Source organism: Clostridium ragsdalei P11 (assembly GCF_001675165.1).
Taxonomy (GTDB): domain Bacteria; phylum Bacillota; class Clostridia; order Clostridiales; family Clostridiaceae; genus Clostridium_B; species Clostridium_B ragsdalei.
This window is the reverse complement of the sequence record NZ_LROS01000004.1, coordinates 14,223-31,126: the sequence shown is the minus strand read 5'-3', so window position 1 is coordinate 31,126 and position 16,904 is coordinate 14,223. Positions and strand designations below refer to the sequence as shown.

Genomic DNA, 16,904 nt, shown 5'->3' with positions numbered 1-16,904 from the left:
CACAATACTATGGTGTGATTTCGTTTTTTTTCCTCCAGATTCCAGTCCATTTAATAAGTATTCTATCGATACTTTACTAAAGGCTAAATTATCTGGAGGGGGGATGGTTTATGTTTAAACGATATTTCCTAAGTTTTATAACATGTATTCTCTTTATTGCTATGTTTTTAATTGCCTTTACACAAAAAGCTTATGCTTATCAAAACAGTGGTTACTTTAATAATGTAAAGGTGGGACTTCTAAGCATGTCCTCTACCACTATTACTGCTGCATTAAGTGGAGATTATACTTTAAATGGACAATTATATCCATCTGGAACTGTTTTAAATTTTGGAATAAATGGGACAAGTATTACACTAAATGGAGTAGTACAGAGTCAGGTTACTTTAGTTCCCAATAATAACTCTAACGTGGTAACTTTAACTTCTGGTTCAGTATCAAATAAGTATTTAGGTTCTTTTATGATCAAGTTTTATAATGGAAAAGTTTTGCTTATTAATATGATTGATATTGAAAGCTATCTAAAGGGTGTAGTAGGATATGAATTGGATAATAGTTGTCCAATTGAGTCCTTAAAGGCTCAATCAGTGGCAGCAAGAAATTATGCAATATCACGAATAGGATATGCTGCAGCTAATGGCTATGATTTTGATGATACTCCAGCTTATCAGACATATAAAGGTTATGATTCAAGTCTTACCAATGTGATTAGTGCTGTGGATCAAACTAAAGGACAAGTTCTTCTATACAATGATAAATTAGTGGAGACTTTATATTCTGCCTGGCATGGGGGAGTTTCAGAAGATAGTGAAAATGTATGGGGAAATTATGTCCCATATCTACGATCTGTACAAGATCCCTTTGAAAATTTACCCTGGCCTAAGGGCAATATAGTATTGACCAATGCACAGATACAAGCAATTTTGGTAAATAAGAAATATATAGCTTCTACAGATACCTTTGTAAGTTTAGATTTAAGTTCAATAACTAAATTTTCAAGTGGTAGAGTGTCAAACATTAATATTATTTATAAGGATGCAGTAGGGGTGGTACAAACAAAATCTGTAACCAATGATCGTACAAGAATTTTTCTTGGATTGCCAAGTAATCTTTATACTGTAACTTATGATGCAGTAAATGGAGCTTACACCTTTTCAGGAATGGGAAATGGACATGGTCTTGGAATGAGTCAGATTGGAGCTAAAAATAGAGCTAGTGCAGGACAAACTTATGATCAAATTTTAAAATTTTATTATCAAAATGTATATTTACAGAATCTCATTACAAGTGCTATCTTAAATAACTTTACCCAGAATACAAATAGTTTACTCGTTGGAAACACTATTTCCTTTAATGCAGCGGCAACATCTGGCAGTGGAACTTATTTATATAAGTATGTAGTAATGAATGGAACTAATGTTGTATACACAAAAGATTATAATAATATTTCATCACTAGATTATGTACCAAGTACTCAAGGAAATTATACTGTGCAAGTTTATATGAAGGATCAAAATTCTACAGCTGATTATGATGATACAAAGACATCTTCTTTTACGGTTTATGGGAATCCTGTTATAAACAATTTGACTACTAATAAACCACAATATTTAACTGGACAAACTATTAATATAAATACAACTGCTGCGTCAGGTTCTGGAGGTTACCTTTATAAGTATGTAATTTCTTTGAACGGAACAACTTTGTCGACTGTAGACTATAGTAAAAATGCAAGTTTACTATATAAGGTTAATAGTGCAGGAGACTATAATATAACAGTGTATATGAAAGATTCACTTTCAACAAAGGATTATGACGGCATGAAAACTATGGCTGTTAAAGTGTATGATCAACCTACTATGACTTATACTAGTGCACAAAATTGTATCTTTATTGGAGGCACTGTGAATTATACTATAAGTGAAGTAAATGGTTCTGGCAGTGCAAAATATAGGTTTGTAGTTATGAATGGAAGTAGTATAGCAGCCGACAGTGGTTATTTAAGTTCAAATACTTTTAGTTTTAAACCTGCAGCTGCAGGAAGTTATCAAGTAATAGGATACCTTAAGGATTCACTATCTGAAAAGACCTTTGATGTTCAAGGTACCTTGAATTTAAATGTATATAATCCTCAAATCAAAAATGTAAATGTAAGTGGATACTTTTATGTAGGAACTGCATTAAGTTTTTATGCTAACAGCACAGGTGTAAGTCCTTCTGGGATGAGCTACAGGTATGAGGTGTATAATAATGGGAAGATAGTGGCATCCAGTAATTTCAGCACTTCCAGCACATTTTTATTTACACCTGCTGTAAGTGGGACTTACACAGTTAAAGTTTATGGCAAGGATGGATTAAGTACAAAGAACTATGATAGTATAAAGCAGTTTAATATTACAGTGAACAATAAGCCTGTGTATATTGCTACATTGCCTTTAAGTTTAGGAATGACAGGTAGTGATGTAGCAGCATTGCAGAATGCTTTAATAAAATTGGGATACAGTATTTCTAGTGCTACAGGGTATTTTGGAAGCCAAACTAACAGTGCAGTAATAGCTTTTCAAACAAGTGCAGGAATACCAGCAAGCGGAATAGTGGGGAATTGGACGTATAGTTCATTAAATTATGCTCTTATAACAAAATCAGGAATCAGGAATTTAAGCTTTTAATGAAAACAGGAACTTTGATATTTCTTCAAGGTTCCTGTTTTTAAGCATGAATTTTTGCTTTAAGCATATGTATAAAAGTCTTTTCTTTAAAATATAATAGCAGTAGGAGGTGAATTTATGCTTTGTAACGTATTTAAGGTAAATGGAGAAAGGCATATCGGAAAACTTATTATAAGTATTATAATTGCAGAAGGAGTCGGAGCTACTAGTGCTTTTCTAGGAATGTCTAATCAAGAAATGTACAGTCAGCTTGTTAAACCTGTGTTTTCACCACCTGGTTGGATATTTCCTATAGTGTGGATTATTTTATTTTTTCTTATGGGTACAGCTGCATATAGGGTATGGATTAGAGGAAAGCAGGGAGAAGATGTTAAGAGGGCGCTAGTGTTATATGCTATTCAATTGGCATTAAATTTTATGTGGACAATTATATTTTTTAGATTTCAGTTATATGGTTTAGCTTTTCTAGAATTGATGATTTTGTTAGTATTTATTTTAATGACGACTTTTGAGTTTAGTAAAATTGATAAAACAGCAGCTTATTTAATGATACCATACATACTTTGGGTGTCATTTGCAGGCATATTAAATTATGCAATATGGATGTTAAATAAGTGACATATATAATTAGGTATTACTGTGAAAATATTTGAGATTTTGTATATTCACTCTTGAATGTTAAAATTAATTATTTTACGTTCAGAAGTGAATTCTTGTTTTTAAAGATATATATAAGGATTAAACTTTGCTATAATATAACATGTGTTTAAATTTGAGACTCTTTAGCATGTTGACCAATTTTTGTTATTGTAGTAATATAAAAATTGGATAGATAATGTAAAAATTAAATAGATTTAGTATCCCAGGGGGGCTGGTGTTACCGGCTGAGAGTAAGAATATAATTCTTAGACCCTATACCTGATCTGGTTAATGCCAGCGTAGGAAGAGGTTTTTGCGTAATTGATAAATAAAGGTACAAACTTCCTAAGAGGTTTGTACCTTTTATTTTTAATTAATAATGTGTATGTCAGATGAAAAAGGAGAAATTTATTATGAAAACGTCTATGAAATTATATGAAAGCGTAAAAGATATATGGAATTCTTACTATGAACATCCATTTGTAAAGGGAATAGGAGAGGGAAACTTAGAAATAGATAAATTCAAATTTTATATGATTCAAGATTACATATATCTTTTAGATTATGCAAAAGTGTATGCCTTAGGGGTGATAAAATCCAGTGAAGAAAGCATAATGCAGGGGTTCTCAAATATGGTGGACAATATATTAAATGGAGAAATGAATATTCATAGGCATTATATGAAAAAAATAGGCATTAAAAAAGAGGAAATAGAAAATGCTAAAGCTTCTATTGAAAATATTTCGTATACAAGCTATATGCTGTCTGTATCTCAAATGGGAGATTTAATGGATTTAACTACTTCTCTTTTAGCTTGTATGTGGAGTTACTATTTAATTGGTAAAAAGTTGAGTAAAATAGAGGGGTCACTGGACAATGAGTTCTATGGACAGTGGATAAAAGGGTATATATCTAGTGATTATGAAAAGGAGACTAAGTGGGTGATAGATTTGTTAGATTATTTGACAGAAAATATATCGGAAAAGAAATTTAACAGGTTAAAGGAAATATTTATAAATACAAGCAAGTATGAATATATGTTCTGGGATGTGGCTTATAACGAGGGGATGTGAAATCATGCTGGAATTTAAAAATGTAAGTTTCAAATACGAGGAAGATCCTGATTTTATTATAAAAAATCTCAATTTTAATGTGGACAAAGGGGAATTTATAAGTATAGTAGGTCCTAGCGGATGTGGGAAAAGTACTGTATTTAGACTTATTTGCAAGCTGGAAAAAGCTTTTGAAGGAGATATAATTCTAAAAGATAAAAATATAAATGATTTAAAAGGTTATATAGGATACATGCCTCAAAATGATCTTCTTATACCTTGGCGAACTATACTTCAAAATGTATATCTTCCTCTTGAAGTTAAAGGTGAAAATTTAAAAGAGGCACAGGTTCAGGCAGAAAAAATGCTAAAGAATTTTGGACTTGAAAAATATAAAAATAAATATCCCAAGGATTTATCAGGAGGTATGCGGCAGAGGGCATCTTTTGCAAGAACTCTTCTTACAGGAGCAGAAGTGCTGCTTTTGGATGAACCTTTTAGTGCATTGGATGCTATAACAAGGGTTTCTATGCAGGAATGGCTCATTGATAAATGGCTAGCTTTAGATAAAACTATATTATTTATAACTCATGATGTAGAAGAAGCTCTTTTTTTATCAACTAAGATATTTGTTACGTCTGAAACTCCAATAAGAAAATTTAAAGAAATAGAAGTGCCTCTCAACTATCCAAGGACTAGAAGTATGATAGACACCACGCCTATATTAAAGGTAAAAGAGGAACTTATAAAAGAACTAAAAAGGGGGGTTAAGCTGTGAAAAGGTATAGATCTTCCATAGTAGTCGCTGTATTGTTTTTTGCAATATGGCAGGCTCTAGCAATGTATATAGATGCAATGTATATATTGCCTTCTCCTACTGCCATTTTAGAAAAGATATGGGAACTTAAAGACATTTTATTTTTAGTACATCTTCCTGCTACTCTTTTGATTACTATTGAGGGACTTTTAATATCTATAGTGCTTGGGGTAGCGCTTGCTGTGGCTATGAATATAAGTGAAAGAATACAAAGGGCTCTTTATCCAATTGTAATTGTAACTCAAACAGTTCCAATTACTGCACTTGCACCTATATTCATACTTTGGTTTGGATATGGCATATGGAGTAAGGTACTTGTAACGGTACTCATAACATTTTTTCCTATAACAATAAATGTATATGATGGACTTCGTTCTACAAGAAAAGATATGGAAGAACTTTTAATTACTTATGGTGCTAGTAAAAAAGATATATTTATGAAGTTAAAGTTTCCAGCTTCACTTCCTTACTTTTTTTCTGCACTTAAAATGGCAGTACCTTTAAGTGTAGTGGGGGCAGCTGTAAGTGAGTGGCTTGGAGCAGAAGCAGGCCTTGGATATTTTAGTAAGAGAATGATGACACAAATGGATGGGGCAGGAGTGTTTGCACCTATTGTCATATTATCATTAGCTGCTCTAATTTTAGTGGAAATATTAAATGTTTTAGAAAACAAAATAGTAAAATGGAGGAATGAAGTATGAAAAAAAATAAATATTTATCTCTTGTAATGGCATTCTTATTGATAGCTGCTATGTTAGGAGGATGTGGAAATAGTAGTGATTCATCTAAAGGTAAGGATGGCAAGTTAGAAAATGTGGATTTAGTACTTGATTGGTATCCAAATGCAATACACAGTTTTATATATGCTGCTATTAAAAATGGATATTATAAGGAAGAAGGACTTAATGTAAACATTAAATTTCCATCAGATACTACAGATCCCCTTTCGCTTCCAGCAGCAGGAAAAGCTACTATTGGAATATACTATCAACCGGATATTGTAATTGCAAGAGCAAATCAGGGGGTTCCTGTAAAATCTATAGGAGCTATTGTACATACACCGCTTAATGTAATAATAGCTTTAAAGGAAAAGAATATAAATACACCGAAAGATCTTCAAGGAAAGACTGTAGGTTATTCAGGAAATTCTTTAAATGTTCAATATGTAAAAACTATGGTAAAAAAAGAAGGAGGAGATCCAAATTCCGTTAAAATGGTTGATGTAGGATTTGATTTACTATCTTCTATGGTAACTAAAAAAGTAGATGCAACTACGGGAGGACTTATAAATCATGAGGTTCCAGTACTTCAAAATGAAGGACATCCTGTAAATTATTTTGATCCTGCAAAATATGGGGTGCCAAATTATTATGAAGAAGTGTTTGTAACTAGTGACAAAACTCTTAAGGAAAAACCTGAAGTACTTAAAAAGTTTATGAAGGCATCTCAAAAGGGATTCGAATATACTAAGAAAAATCCTAAGGCAGCTTTAAAAATACTTATGGACAATCAGAAAAAAGATAATTTCCCTTTAGTACAAGCAGTAGAGGAAAAAAGTATGAGTATACTTCTTCCTAAGATGGAGTCAAATGGTGAACCTTTCTTAAGTCAGGATAAAAGTGTTTGGCAGAATAATATAGATTGGCTAAAGAAACAAGGGCTTCTAAAGAAAGATATAAAACCAGAAGATCTTTATGTAAATATTCTGGATAACAATAAATAAAGATATATACAATCACAGTTTTAGAAATATAATATCCTAAAACTGTGATTGTATTAACTTGGTTAAGAATACATATGGATTGTTTGTCCTGACATATAGCTTGATTCATTGGAAGCTAAGAATACATAGGCTGGAGCAATTTCAAATGGTTGAGCAGCTCTTCCCATTGGTGTTTTTGAACCCCAAACGGCAACTTTATCTGCAGGTAATCCTGCTGGAATTAAAGGTGTCCAGGTTTCACCTGGAGCTACACCATTTACACGTATTCCTCTTGAAACCAAACTTCGGGCTAAATTTATAGTGAAATTAGCAATGGCACCTTTTGAAGCTTCATAATCTAAAGATATCCCATAAGGAGGATTAAAAGCAACTATTGAAGAAGTATTGATGATAGAACCGCCTGGTTTCATATAAGGTAGAGCTGCTTTAGTTAAGTAGAAATAAGAAAATACATTTATACGAAAAGTCCATTCTAATTGTTTGCTAGATACTTCTTCTATAGAATTATTGTAATAAAGTACTGCAGCATTATTTACAAGAATATCTAATTTACCAAAATGATTCATAACTTCTTGAATTATAATTTTACTATTCTCTTCGACTCCTATGTTAATTGGAATGGTTAAACATCTTCGCCCCAATTTTTTTATTCTAGATTTTGTTCCCTCTGCATCTACATGTTCATTTAGATAGACAATGGCAATATCAGCTCCTTCTTTTGCATAAGCACATGCTACAGCACGCCCAATACCGCTGTCTCCTCCTGTTATTAAAGCTACTTTGTTTAATAATCTTTTTGTCGTTTGATATTGTGCACATAATGGTGGTTCGAAAACTGGTCTAGGTGTCATAATATATTCAATACCAGGTTGATGTGGCTGATGTTGGGGTGGAAAAAAGCGTGGAAATTTGCATCCAATATGATTTGAACACATATAGTAGTTCCTCCAATATTGTAAAGTACTTCTATTTAATATATGAATTTCGAAAATATATGTGATTATAAACTACAATTTTTGAAACCCTGTGAACTAATATAAACAAACTTTAGAAGTATAAGCTGTATAGCATTTTACATGCAAGTATGATAAAATATATTTCGTATTTGTACGACTAAAAAGTTATATATCAACTATAGGATAAAAATAATATATGGAGAAAACAATATGAAAAATGAGGAAACGTTTCAAATAAACGAAATTTCTATGATAATTGGAGGTTTCGCAGTACAAGCTATGATTTATGAAGTCTCTTGTTATCCCAGTCCTGGCCTGGTGTCACCTGTATCATGTGGTGCTCATAAGGATATGGACTTTTTTACTTTTATAGATAGTACTTCTGTTTTAAGCAGATATATGACTATGTTTGTTCAAGAAGGACTTTCAGATAAATCCTATAAAGAAATATTTAATAGCATTAGAAATTTAGGAATAAAAGCTGAAAAAGATATGTTTATTAAGACAAAGGGAGTTAATACCCATAAAGGAATGCTATTTTTGATGGGTGTTACCTGTGCAGCTGTGGGAAAGGTCATTTATGAGAGAAAAAAATTTGACGAAATTAGAAGTATTATAAAACAAATGACAAAGGGTATAGTTTCAAAAGAACTTTTTACTTTAAAAGATAGTACAAATCTAAGTCATGGAGAAAGATTATTTATTAAATATAAAACAGATGGTGTGCGTGGAGAAGTAGAGAGGGGACTGCCTACAATTTTTGATTTTTCTCTGGATTTTTATAAGAAAAATGTGGATTTAAATACTAATGATAGATTGGTACATACCCTTATTGGAGTAATGCAAAAATGTGATGATTCAACTATAATATACAGGCATTCTCCTGAAGTTTTAGAGGAAGTTAAAGAAAAAGCTAGGAAAGTACTTTTAGCTGGAGGAATGAGGACCAGTGAGGGAAGAAAAAGAATAAATGATCTCTGTAATGAATTCATAGATAAAAATATAAGCCCTGGAGGAAGTGCCGATTTGTTAGGCGTAACTGTATTTTTATGCTTAGTGGAAGAATATATGAAAAGTACAAGTAATATTCTTGATGAAATACTTGAAGCTAAAGAAAAAAGGGCGAAAATTCAAAAAGAGTTATTAAATACATTTAAAACCACACTAATTTCATTTACATTAAATATACCAGGAGCAGAAAAAAATAATGAATCCTTTGCTAAACTTCATAAAAAGGGGATTTGCTTGCTGGAAGAAGAGTTAGAAAAGAATAATATAGATATATTTAACAAAATGTTAAATAGTTCTGCTGCTGGTGATGAGGCATTTTTAAATGTAGATGCAGATGCAATTAGTGTAAAAAAAATCACTGTATCCATTGAAGAAAACCATGAGCTTGGAAGAATATTTGACTTTGATGTATTCACTAAAACTGGAGAGCAGATTAGCAGGACAGATTTAGGTGTAAGTGAGAGAAAGTGTCTCTTATGCGGTGAAAATGCCAAAGTATGTGGAAGAAGTAGACGTCATTCTGTGGAAGATCTTTTAAACAAAATTTATTCATTAATGGATAAGTTTTTATAGTGAAGTATACTAAGGTCTTTAAAATAAAGGAGGACAATATGTCTTTCCTTTATTTTGATATAATAAGAATACAAGTATTAATTTTGCCTTTGGGATATAATGTCCTGGAGATTTTTTATAAGTTTTTCTTTTTTCATCATAGAGCCTCTTAAATGTTTAATTTGTTTTTCAAAAGAGGCATTTTTATTTTGCAGGACATTTAATTTGTTTTTTAAATTTTTTACGTCATTCAATTTTTCATCTAATATAGGTTTATATGCAGTATCAATAGTTTTTTTCTTATCAAAAAACAAATTCAAATTTTGCATACCAAAAATAATTGACTTTTCAATTTTTTTTAGATATTTTAATATTAAGGTATATACTTTATCCATTTTAGACACCTCTATATAATTTTATAAAATTATGATTTATAGTGCAATAGCTATATATATTAACTCAACTTTGGCAGTTTAAAAACTTTACGAATCAAAGCTTCGCAAGTTGAGAATTGAAAATTGAGAGTTGAGAGTGAAGGTTGATTTTTAGCTATCGCAAAAAATCTTTAAATTATATAAGTCATCAATGTTTTGCCTTAGCAAAACGAGCCATCAAAATTTAATTAAAGATTTTTCGTAGTGTAACGGAAAAAAATCCACATTAACTCTCCACTTTCCACTCTCAATTCTCAACTAAGCAAATTACTTCGTAATATTTTTATATTATGCCCCAATTTTGTATGTGCCAAAGTTGAGATATTAACAAATGTGAAAAGAGGAATGTATGTGAATGAAAATGAGAATATGTTGCATAAATTTATAAAAAACTATACTGAAAATAAACAAAATAGAGCCGGAAATTTAGAAACAAAAAAAGAAAAATTGGAGATTCAATTAAAGAAGGAAGGAGAAAAATTAGATAAACTTTCAGCTATTAAGGAGAAACTTATTGCAAAGGAAAAATCCTATGATGAAGTTTACTCCCATCTTTTGCAAATATTGAGAACAAGAGGTATACTATTTGATATCCCAAAAGGTGTAGTAGAAATTGAGGAGTGGGATAATTTGTATATAAAAAAGGAACAGGGTGCTTACAGTCTGATAGATAAAAATCAACAGGCTGTATACTCTATAGATAAAAAATACTATGATTCTATAGAACATATAGTTACTAATTACAAGTACAGTGCAATTGTAGTGAGAAAAGATGCTTATTTTTTAAAAGTGCAAATCAGGATATTATAATATCTCTATGCTATAATAAAAATATAGATTATGTTACAGGGGTGAAATCATTGCTTAGTAGTGCTTTGGAAATTCTACATAAATATTATGGGTATAGTGACTTTAGGAAGGATCAAGGAAAGGTAATTGAAAGTATACTAAAGGGGAAGGATACTTTAGCTGTAATGCCCACTGGAGGAGGTAAATCCATATGTTATCAGATACCAGCAGTGTTATTTGAGGGGGTAACAGTTGTAATATCTCCACTTATTTCACTTATGAAAGATCAAGTAGATAACATAAAGGATTTAGGAATAGGAGCAGCTTATATAAACAGTTCTATTTCACACCAGGATATTTTGCATATATGTGAAAGCTTAACTGCAGGAAATATAAAAATGCTGTATGTAGCACCGGAAAGGTTGGAGTCTTCTGAATTCTGCCAGATTATAAAAAGCATAGATGTATCTCAAATAGCAGTAGATGAAGCACATTGTGTTTCCCAATGGGGACATGATTTTAGAACTAGCTATACATATATATGGAGGTTTATAGAAAGCTTTTCTAAAAGACCCGTAGTTACAGCTTTTACAGCTACGGCTACCAGAGAGGTTAGAGAAGATATTGTAAATCAAATAAAGCTGAATAAACCTGAGGTTTTCATATCTGGTTTTGATAGAGAAAATTTGAAAATTGGATGTTTGAAAATTGGAAATAGGTTAGGGTATATGCTAAAATACATAAAAACTAATGAAGAACAATCTGGTATAGTATATGCAGCTACTAGAAAAGAAGTGGATAGCATATATGAAAGACTTAAGGAAAATAATATAGCTGTTACTAGATATCATGCAGGTCTTTCTGATAAAGAAAGAAAAAATAATCAAGAGGATTTCGTATATGACAGGGTAAATGTAATAGTTGCGACAAATGCATTTGGAATGGGTATTGATAAGTCAAATGTAAGATATGTTATTCATTACAATATGCCTAAGAACATAGAAAGCTATTATCAAGAAATAGGTAGAGCAGGTCGTGATGGAGAGAAAAGCGACTGTATTTTAATGTTTGCTCCTCAAGATGTTATTACTCAAAAATATCTTATTGAAACAAGTATTCAATCTCCTGAAAGAAGATTAAATGAATATAAAAAACTTCAACAAATGATAGATTTTGTACATTACAATGGATGTTTACGGAAATATATATTAAATTATTTTGGAGAACAAGTAGATTATGAAGAATGTGGAAACTGCAGCAATTGTATAAGTGAAGGAGAGCTTGTAGATAAAACTATAGATTGCCAAAAAGTACTTTCCTGTATATATAGAATGAAAAGAGAATTTGGAGTAAATATGATAGTAGATGTACTTAGAGGTTCCTCACAGAGAAAAGTGATTCAGTATGGATTTGATAAGTTGTCTACCCATGGCATAATGAAAAATTATTCAAAGGAAGAACTTTCAAATTTCATAAATACACTTATAGCTCATGGGTACATTTCATTAAAAGAAGGAGAATATCCTACTGTGGTATTGAATCCTAGATCCATAAAGGTTCTAAAGGGAGAAGAAAAAGTAACCTTAAAGGAAATTGTTAAAGCTAAAAAGATTATTTTAAATAATGATCTATTTGAAGTTTTGAGAGTTTTAAGGAGGGAGATAGCAGGCGAGGAATCCATACCCCCTTATTTGATATTCCCGGATACTACGCTAAAGGAACTTAGCAGTAGGTGTCCTGTAAATTTTGAGCAGATGCTGGATGTATCTGGTGTAGGCCAATTGAAATTAAAGAAATATGGTGAAAGATTTTTAGAAGCTATAAAAAACTATCTGGATGAAAGTAAAATTAAACCACAGTGGATTTTTAAAAATGAGTTAAAGAACGACAAAAATGATAAAAACGAGAAAGAAAGCAAAAATTTAAAACTAAAAACCCATGAAATAACGGCAGGGATGATTAAAGAGCACAAAGACCTTGAACAAATAGCAAAAGACAGGCAAATTACCGTATCTACGGTACTTTCACATATAACAAAGTATGCAGAGGAAAAGGGTGTTCTAGATTTAAATATAAATTTTGGTGGAATATTTACAGATGAAGAAGAAAATCAAATTTTAAAAGTTACGAAAAAGATAGGAATATCAAAATTAAAACCTATAAAAGAGAAACTTTCTGAAGATATAAGTTATGATAAGATAAAAGCAGTTATATTAAAAGACTATATTTTAATAGATAAAAATGCATAAGGAGGCGAAATGCTGTTTGAAAATAAAATCTTAAGCAGCAATTATATTATGAGTGAACTTTCTAGAAGATTAAATCAGTGTAGAAAACCTGCAGGGGAAGTAGGAAAATTTATAGCCGATTCAATGAATGAAGACCACTTCCAAGTTACTACCTGGGGGCTAGATAAAATTTCTATTAAGCAAGATGATATTATTTTGGATATTGGCTGTGGAGGCGGAAGAACTATAAATAGACTAGCTAACATAGCAAAAAAGGGAAAGGTCATAGGTGTAGATTATTCTATTGATTGTGTTAACTGGTCCAAAGAATTTAATAAAGAGCTTATAGATGAAAAAAGAGTGGAAGTGTACAATGCAAATGTAGAAAAACTTCCTTTTGAAGATGATAAATTTAATGTAGTAACTGCAGTTGAGACTATATATTTTTGGCCTGATTTATTAAAAAGCTTTAAAGAAGTTAAAAGAGTTTTAAAGTCAAATGGAACTTTTACAGTAATAAATGAGATGTACATAAGCGATAAATTTAAAGAAAAAAATGATGAATATATGGATAAAATGACTATGCACACACCGGAACAGTTAAAGCAGCTCTTTGTAGATGCAGGTTATGAAGATGTATCTATACATGTATGTGAGGAAAATAATTGGATGTGCTGCAGCGGAAAGGCATAATATAAGTTCAACTAAGATTGATTTAATATAAGTGGGAGATGTTAATATGAAGTTTTTAACATATCTGTATAAAGAAAAAGAATGCATAGGAATTTTAAAGAACAATTCTGTCATAGATTTTGCTAATGTATTTAAAAATATAGGAGAAAAAAATCCACCTAAAACTATGCTGGAGCTTATAGATTATCTGGATGATTGTAAATTGAATATAATTAAAGAGTGCATAAATAATGAAGGTATAGAAACTATACCAATAAATAATATTAAAATTGAAGCTCCGATACCATATCCAAGGAGAAATGTTTTTTGTCTTGGGAAAAATTATGTAGAACATGCTAGGGAAATAAAAATTACTAGAATAGCTGGAAATGGTATTCCAGAGGTACCAATTTATTTTACAAAGGCAGCATCACCAGCTGTGGGAACGGTCGATAATATTGAATTTTCTAGAGAAGTTACAAATCAGGTAGATTATGAAGTTGAACTTGCAGTTATAATAGGCAAAGATGGTAAGAATATAAAAAAAGAGGATGCTGAAGAGTATATTTTTGGCTATACTATAATAAATGATGTATCTGCAAGGGATCTTCAAGGTAAACATATACAGTGGTTTAAGGGAAAAAGTTTGGATACATTTTGTCCTATGGGACCTTACATAGTTCATAAAAACGAAGTACCATTTCCCGTTAATTTGGATATAAGCTGCACTGTAAATGGAGAGGTAAGGCAAAAATCTAATACAAAGAATCTAATTTTTGATATACCTTATATAATAAGTGATTTGTCGAAAGGTATTACATTAAAAGCTGGTGATATTATATCAACAGGTACACCAAGTGGAGTTGGCATGGGATTTACACCAATTAAGGTGTTAAAACAAGGTGATATAGTTGAATGTAGTATTGAAAAAATAGGAACTTTGGTAAATAAGGTAGTAGAACTTCATTAGTGCATTAAAAATAAAAAAATTGTATGTATACAAAATGTATAAATTACTTTAGATTTAAAAAATCTTCAATAGTTATTTCCTATTGAAGGTTTTTTTAACTTTGTATTTTAAGGTATTTCAAATCAATACAAAATAAAAAATTTTTAAATTTGTATTGAATTATTATTAATATAAATGTATAATTATAAAATATCAACAAATTAATATAAAGATATTTCTAATGTCTAAAGTAAAGTTTAAGGAAATATTTGTTTCCTATTATTTATAAAAAATGATTTTAAGGGGGAAGAAAAATGATAGATTTAAAGGGTAAAAGTTTTTTAACATTAAAAGATTTTACAAAGGAAGAGATAAAGTATTTTATTGATCTTGCAAAGAAGTTAAAGGAAGAAAAATATAGTGGAACGGAAAAAAAGAGATTGCAAGGGAAAAATATTGCCCTTATATTTGAAAAAGATTCCCTGAGAACAAGATGTTCCTTTGAGGTCAGTGCTTATGATGAGGGTGCAAGTGTAGTTTATATAGGTGCCCAGGGAAGTCATATGGGTAAAAAAGAATCTGTGAAAGATACGGCTAGAGTAATGGGTAGAATGTTTCATGGCATAGAATATAGGGGATTTTCTCAAAGAGACATGGAGATACTGGCAGAATATTCAAAAGTACCTGTATGGAATGGGCTTTCGGATGAAGATCATCCAACCCAGGTTTTAGCAGACTTTCTGACTATAGAAGAACATATAGATAAACCATTAAAAGATGTAAATTTTGTTTATATTGGAGATGGAAGAAATAACATGGCAAATGCCCTTATGATAGGTGCTTCAAAAGTTGGAATGAACTTTAAAATAGCGGCTCCTAAAGAGCTTTTCCCAGAGGATGAGCTAGTTAAAGAGTGTAAAAAAGCAGCCGAGGAAAGTGAAGGCACTATTACAATTACAGATGATTTGTATAAAGTTGTAGAAGGAGCAGATGTCCTTTATACTGATGTATGGCTTTCCATGGGAGAAGAAAAAGAACTTTGGAAAAAGAGAATAGAAACTTTAATGCCATATCAAATAAACAGCAAACTTGTAGAGGCTTGTAAAAATGAAAATGTTAAGTTTATGCATTGTCTTCCAGCTTTTCACAATACGGAAACTAAAGTAGGGCAAGAAATATATAAGAAGTTTGGGTATGAAGCACTAGAGGTAACTGAAGAAGTATTTGAAGGATCTCATTCCATAGTGTTTGATGAAGCTGAAAACAGGCTTCATACTATAAAGGCTGTTATGGTGGCAACTTTAAGTAATATTTAGAAAGAAGGAATAAAATGAATTCCATATTGTATTTAGAGGATGGAACTGTATTTATGGGAAAAGCCATAGGACATAAAGCAATAACTGCAGGAGAGTTGGTTTTTAATACTTCCATGACAGGATATCAAGAAATACTTACAGATCCATCCTATAGAGGACAGATAATAACAATGTGTTATCCTTATATTGGCAACTACGGGATTAACTATAATTTTAGCCAATCTGGTGAGATACAGGCTAAAGGTATGGTAATAAAAAATATGTATAATAATACATCACACTATTTGAGTGAAAATAGTTTTGAAAATTTTTTAAAGGAAAATAAAGTCGTAGGTATAAGTGGTATAGATACACGAAGTATAACCAAAAAGATAAGATCAAGTGGAACTATGAAATGTGTAATATGCAGTGAAAATGAATCTATAAGTGAAATAAAAAGAATGCTAAATTCTTATGAAAATAAAAATTTAGTATCTCAGGTAAGTACAAACTCCATAAAGCATATTTCAGGAAATGGACCTAAAGTTGCACTTTTGGATTTTGGAAGCAAAAAGAACATCATTCAAAATTTGAAGAATAGAGACTGTGACATAACAATATTTCCTTATAATGCTTCTTATGAAAGTATAATGGGCGTAAATCCTAAAGGCATACTTTTGAGTAATGGGCCTGGGGATCCTAAGGATTTAGGAGAAATAATGGATACTATAAAAAAGCTAATAGGTAATTTACCTATATTCGGGATATGTCTTGGACATCAATTGTTATCACTTGCACTTGGAGGAGATACCTATAAAATGAAGTTTGGCCATAGAGGTGGAAATCATGGTGTATATGATAAGGACATAGATAAAGCTTTTATTACATCTCAAAATCATGGCTATGCAGTTAAAAGAGAAAGCTTAGATAAAGACAGTATTGAAGTAACTCATTCTAATTTAAATGACCATACAGTAGAGGGGATTAAACATAAAACACTGCCTATATTCTCAGTACAATTTCATCCTGAAGGATCACCGGGACCTACTGATACAGGATATTTATTTGATAAATTTTTGCGATTAATGACTTTAGTATAAATAAGGTATTTTCAAAGA

The 16,904-nt window shown here is 31.1% G+C and carries 15 protein-coding genes and 1 riboswitch; of the genes, 13 read left to right on the top strand and 2 right to left on the bottom strand.

Translation table 11 applies throughout. From position 1 onward, the window contains the following. The first annotated feature begins 110 nt into the window (after positions 1-110). From CLRAG_RS01815 to CLRAG_RS01790, 6 genes are all read left to right on the top strand, one after another. Positions 111-2,669, top strand: coding sequence for a SpoIID/LytB domain-containing protein (locus CLRAG_RS01815; RefSeq protein ID WP_065076807.1), 2,559 nt, complete (start codon positions 111-113; stop codon positions 2,667-2,669). Positions 2,670-2,786: 117 nt separating this feature from the next. Then, positions 2,787-3,287 carry a TspO/MBR family protein gene (locus tag CLRAG_RS01810; protein ID WP_065076806.1) on the top strand — a complete coding sequence of 167 codons (501 nt, stop codon included), beginning with the start codon at positions 2,787-2,789 and terminating at the stop codon, positions 3,285-3,287. Between the two features lie 236 nt (positions 3,288-3,523). Continuing rightward, a riboswitch (TPP riboswitch) is annotated at positions 3,524-3,631 on the top strand. A gap of 90 nt (positions 3,632-3,721) precedes the next feature. After that, a complete protein-coding gene (tenA, locus tag CLRAG_RS01805) occupies positions 3,722-4,381 on the top strand; it encodes a thiaminase II (RefSeq protein WP_065076805.1) in 660 nt (219 codons plus the stop codon). Positions 4,382-4,385: 4 nt separating this feature from the next. Next, positions 4,386-5,138, top strand: a complete 753-nt coding sequence (locus CLRAG_RS01800) for an ABC transporter ATP-binding protein (protein WP_065076804.1) — start codon at positions 4,386-4,388, stop codon at positions 5,136-5,138. Next, the gene (locus tag CLRAG_RS01795) at positions 5,135-5,878 is read left to right on the top strand and encodes an ABC transporter permease (RefSeq protein ID WP_065076803.1); all 744 of its coding nucleotides are present in this window, start codon (positions 5,135-5,137) and stop codon (positions 5,876-5,878) included. Before CLRAG_RS01800 ends, CLRAG_RS01795 begins: the two co-directional genes overlap by 4 nt. Beyond that, positions 5,875-6,900: an ABC transporter substrate-binding protein gene (locus CLRAG_RS01790; protein WP_065076802.1), complete on the top strand. Its 1,026-nt coding sequence runs from the start codon at positions 5,875-5,877 to the stop codon at positions 6,898-6,900. The genes CLRAG_RS01795 and CLRAG_RS01790 overlap by 4 nt, the downstream gene beginning before the upstream one ends. A 62-nt stretch (positions 6,901-6,962) precedes the next feature. Here CLRAG_RS01790 and CLRAG_RS01785 read toward each other — a convergent pair whose 3' ends face one another. Continuing rightward, positions 6,963-7,835: an SDR family oxidoreductase gene (locus tag CLRAG_RS01785; RefSeq protein ID WP_065076801.1), complete on the bottom strand. Its 873-nt coding sequence runs from the start codon at positions 7,833-7,835 to the stop codon at positions 6,963-6,965. 231 nt (positions 7,836-8,066) lie between these two features. Here CLRAG_RS01785 and citG point away from each other — a divergent pair, with 231 nt between their 5' ends. Further along, on the top strand, positions 8,067-9,440 hold the full coding sequence (citG, locus tag CLRAG_RS21305; protein WP_083985495.1) for a triphosphoribosyl-dephospho-CoA synthase CitG: 1,374 nt from the start codon (positions 8,067-8,069) through the stop codon (positions 9,438-9,440). Positions 9,441-9,517: 77 nt separating this feature from the next. On the opposite strand, the gene CLRAG_RS01770 is transcribed toward citG, so the two are convergent. After that, positions 9,518-9,814 carry a hypothetical protein gene (locus CLRAG_RS01770; protein ID WP_065076800.1) on the bottom strand — a complete coding sequence of 99 codons (297 nt, stop codon included), beginning with the start codon at positions 9,812-9,814 and terminating at the stop codon, positions 9,518-9,520. Positions 9,815-10,204: 390 nt separating this feature from the next. Between CLRAG_RS01770 and CLRAG_RS01765 the strand changes: the two genes are divergently transcribed. From CLRAG_RS01765 to carA, 6 genes are all read left to right on the top strand, one after another. Then, positions 10,205-10,663, top strand: coding sequence for a hypothetical protein (locus tag CLRAG_RS01765; RefSeq protein ID WP_065076799.1), 459 nt, complete (start codon positions 10,205-10,207; stop codon positions 10,661-10,663). 50 nt (positions 10,664-10,713) lie between these two features. Next, a complete protein-coding gene (gene recQ / locus CLRAG_RS01760; RefSeq protein ID WP_065076798.1) occupies positions 10,714-12,891 on the top strand; it encodes a DNA helicase RecQ in 2,178 nt (725 codons plus the stop codon). A 48-nt stretch (positions 12,892-12,939) separates the two neighbouring features. Then, complete coding sequence (locus CLRAG_RS01755) at positions 12,940-13,563, top strand: class I SAM-dependent methyltransferase (protein ID WP_065076879.1); 624 nt, start codon at positions 12,940-12,942, stop codon at positions 13,561-13,563. Between the two features lie 46 nt (positions 13,564-13,609). After that, positions 13,610-14,512 (top strand): fumarylacetoacetate hydrolase family protein, encoded by a 903-nt coding sequence (locus CLRAG_RS01750; RefSeq protein ID WP_065076797.1) that lies wholly within the window; start codon positions 13,610-13,612, stop codon positions 14,510-14,512. Between the two features lie 293 nt (positions 14,513-14,805). After that, positions 14,806-15,807 (top strand): ornithine carbamoyltransferase, encoded by a 1,002-nt coding sequence (gene argF, locus CLRAG_RS01745; protein ID WP_065076796.1) that lies wholly within the window; start codon positions 14,806-14,808, stop codon positions 15,805-15,807. A 14-nt stretch (positions 15,808-15,821) separates the two neighbouring features. After that, entirely contained in the window at positions 15,822-16,886 is a 1,065-nt protein-coding gene (carA, locus tag CLRAG_RS01740) for a glutamine-hydrolyzing carbamoyl-phosphate synthase small subunit (protein WP_065076795.1), read from the top strand. Positions 16,887-16,904 lie beyond the last annotated feature (18 nt).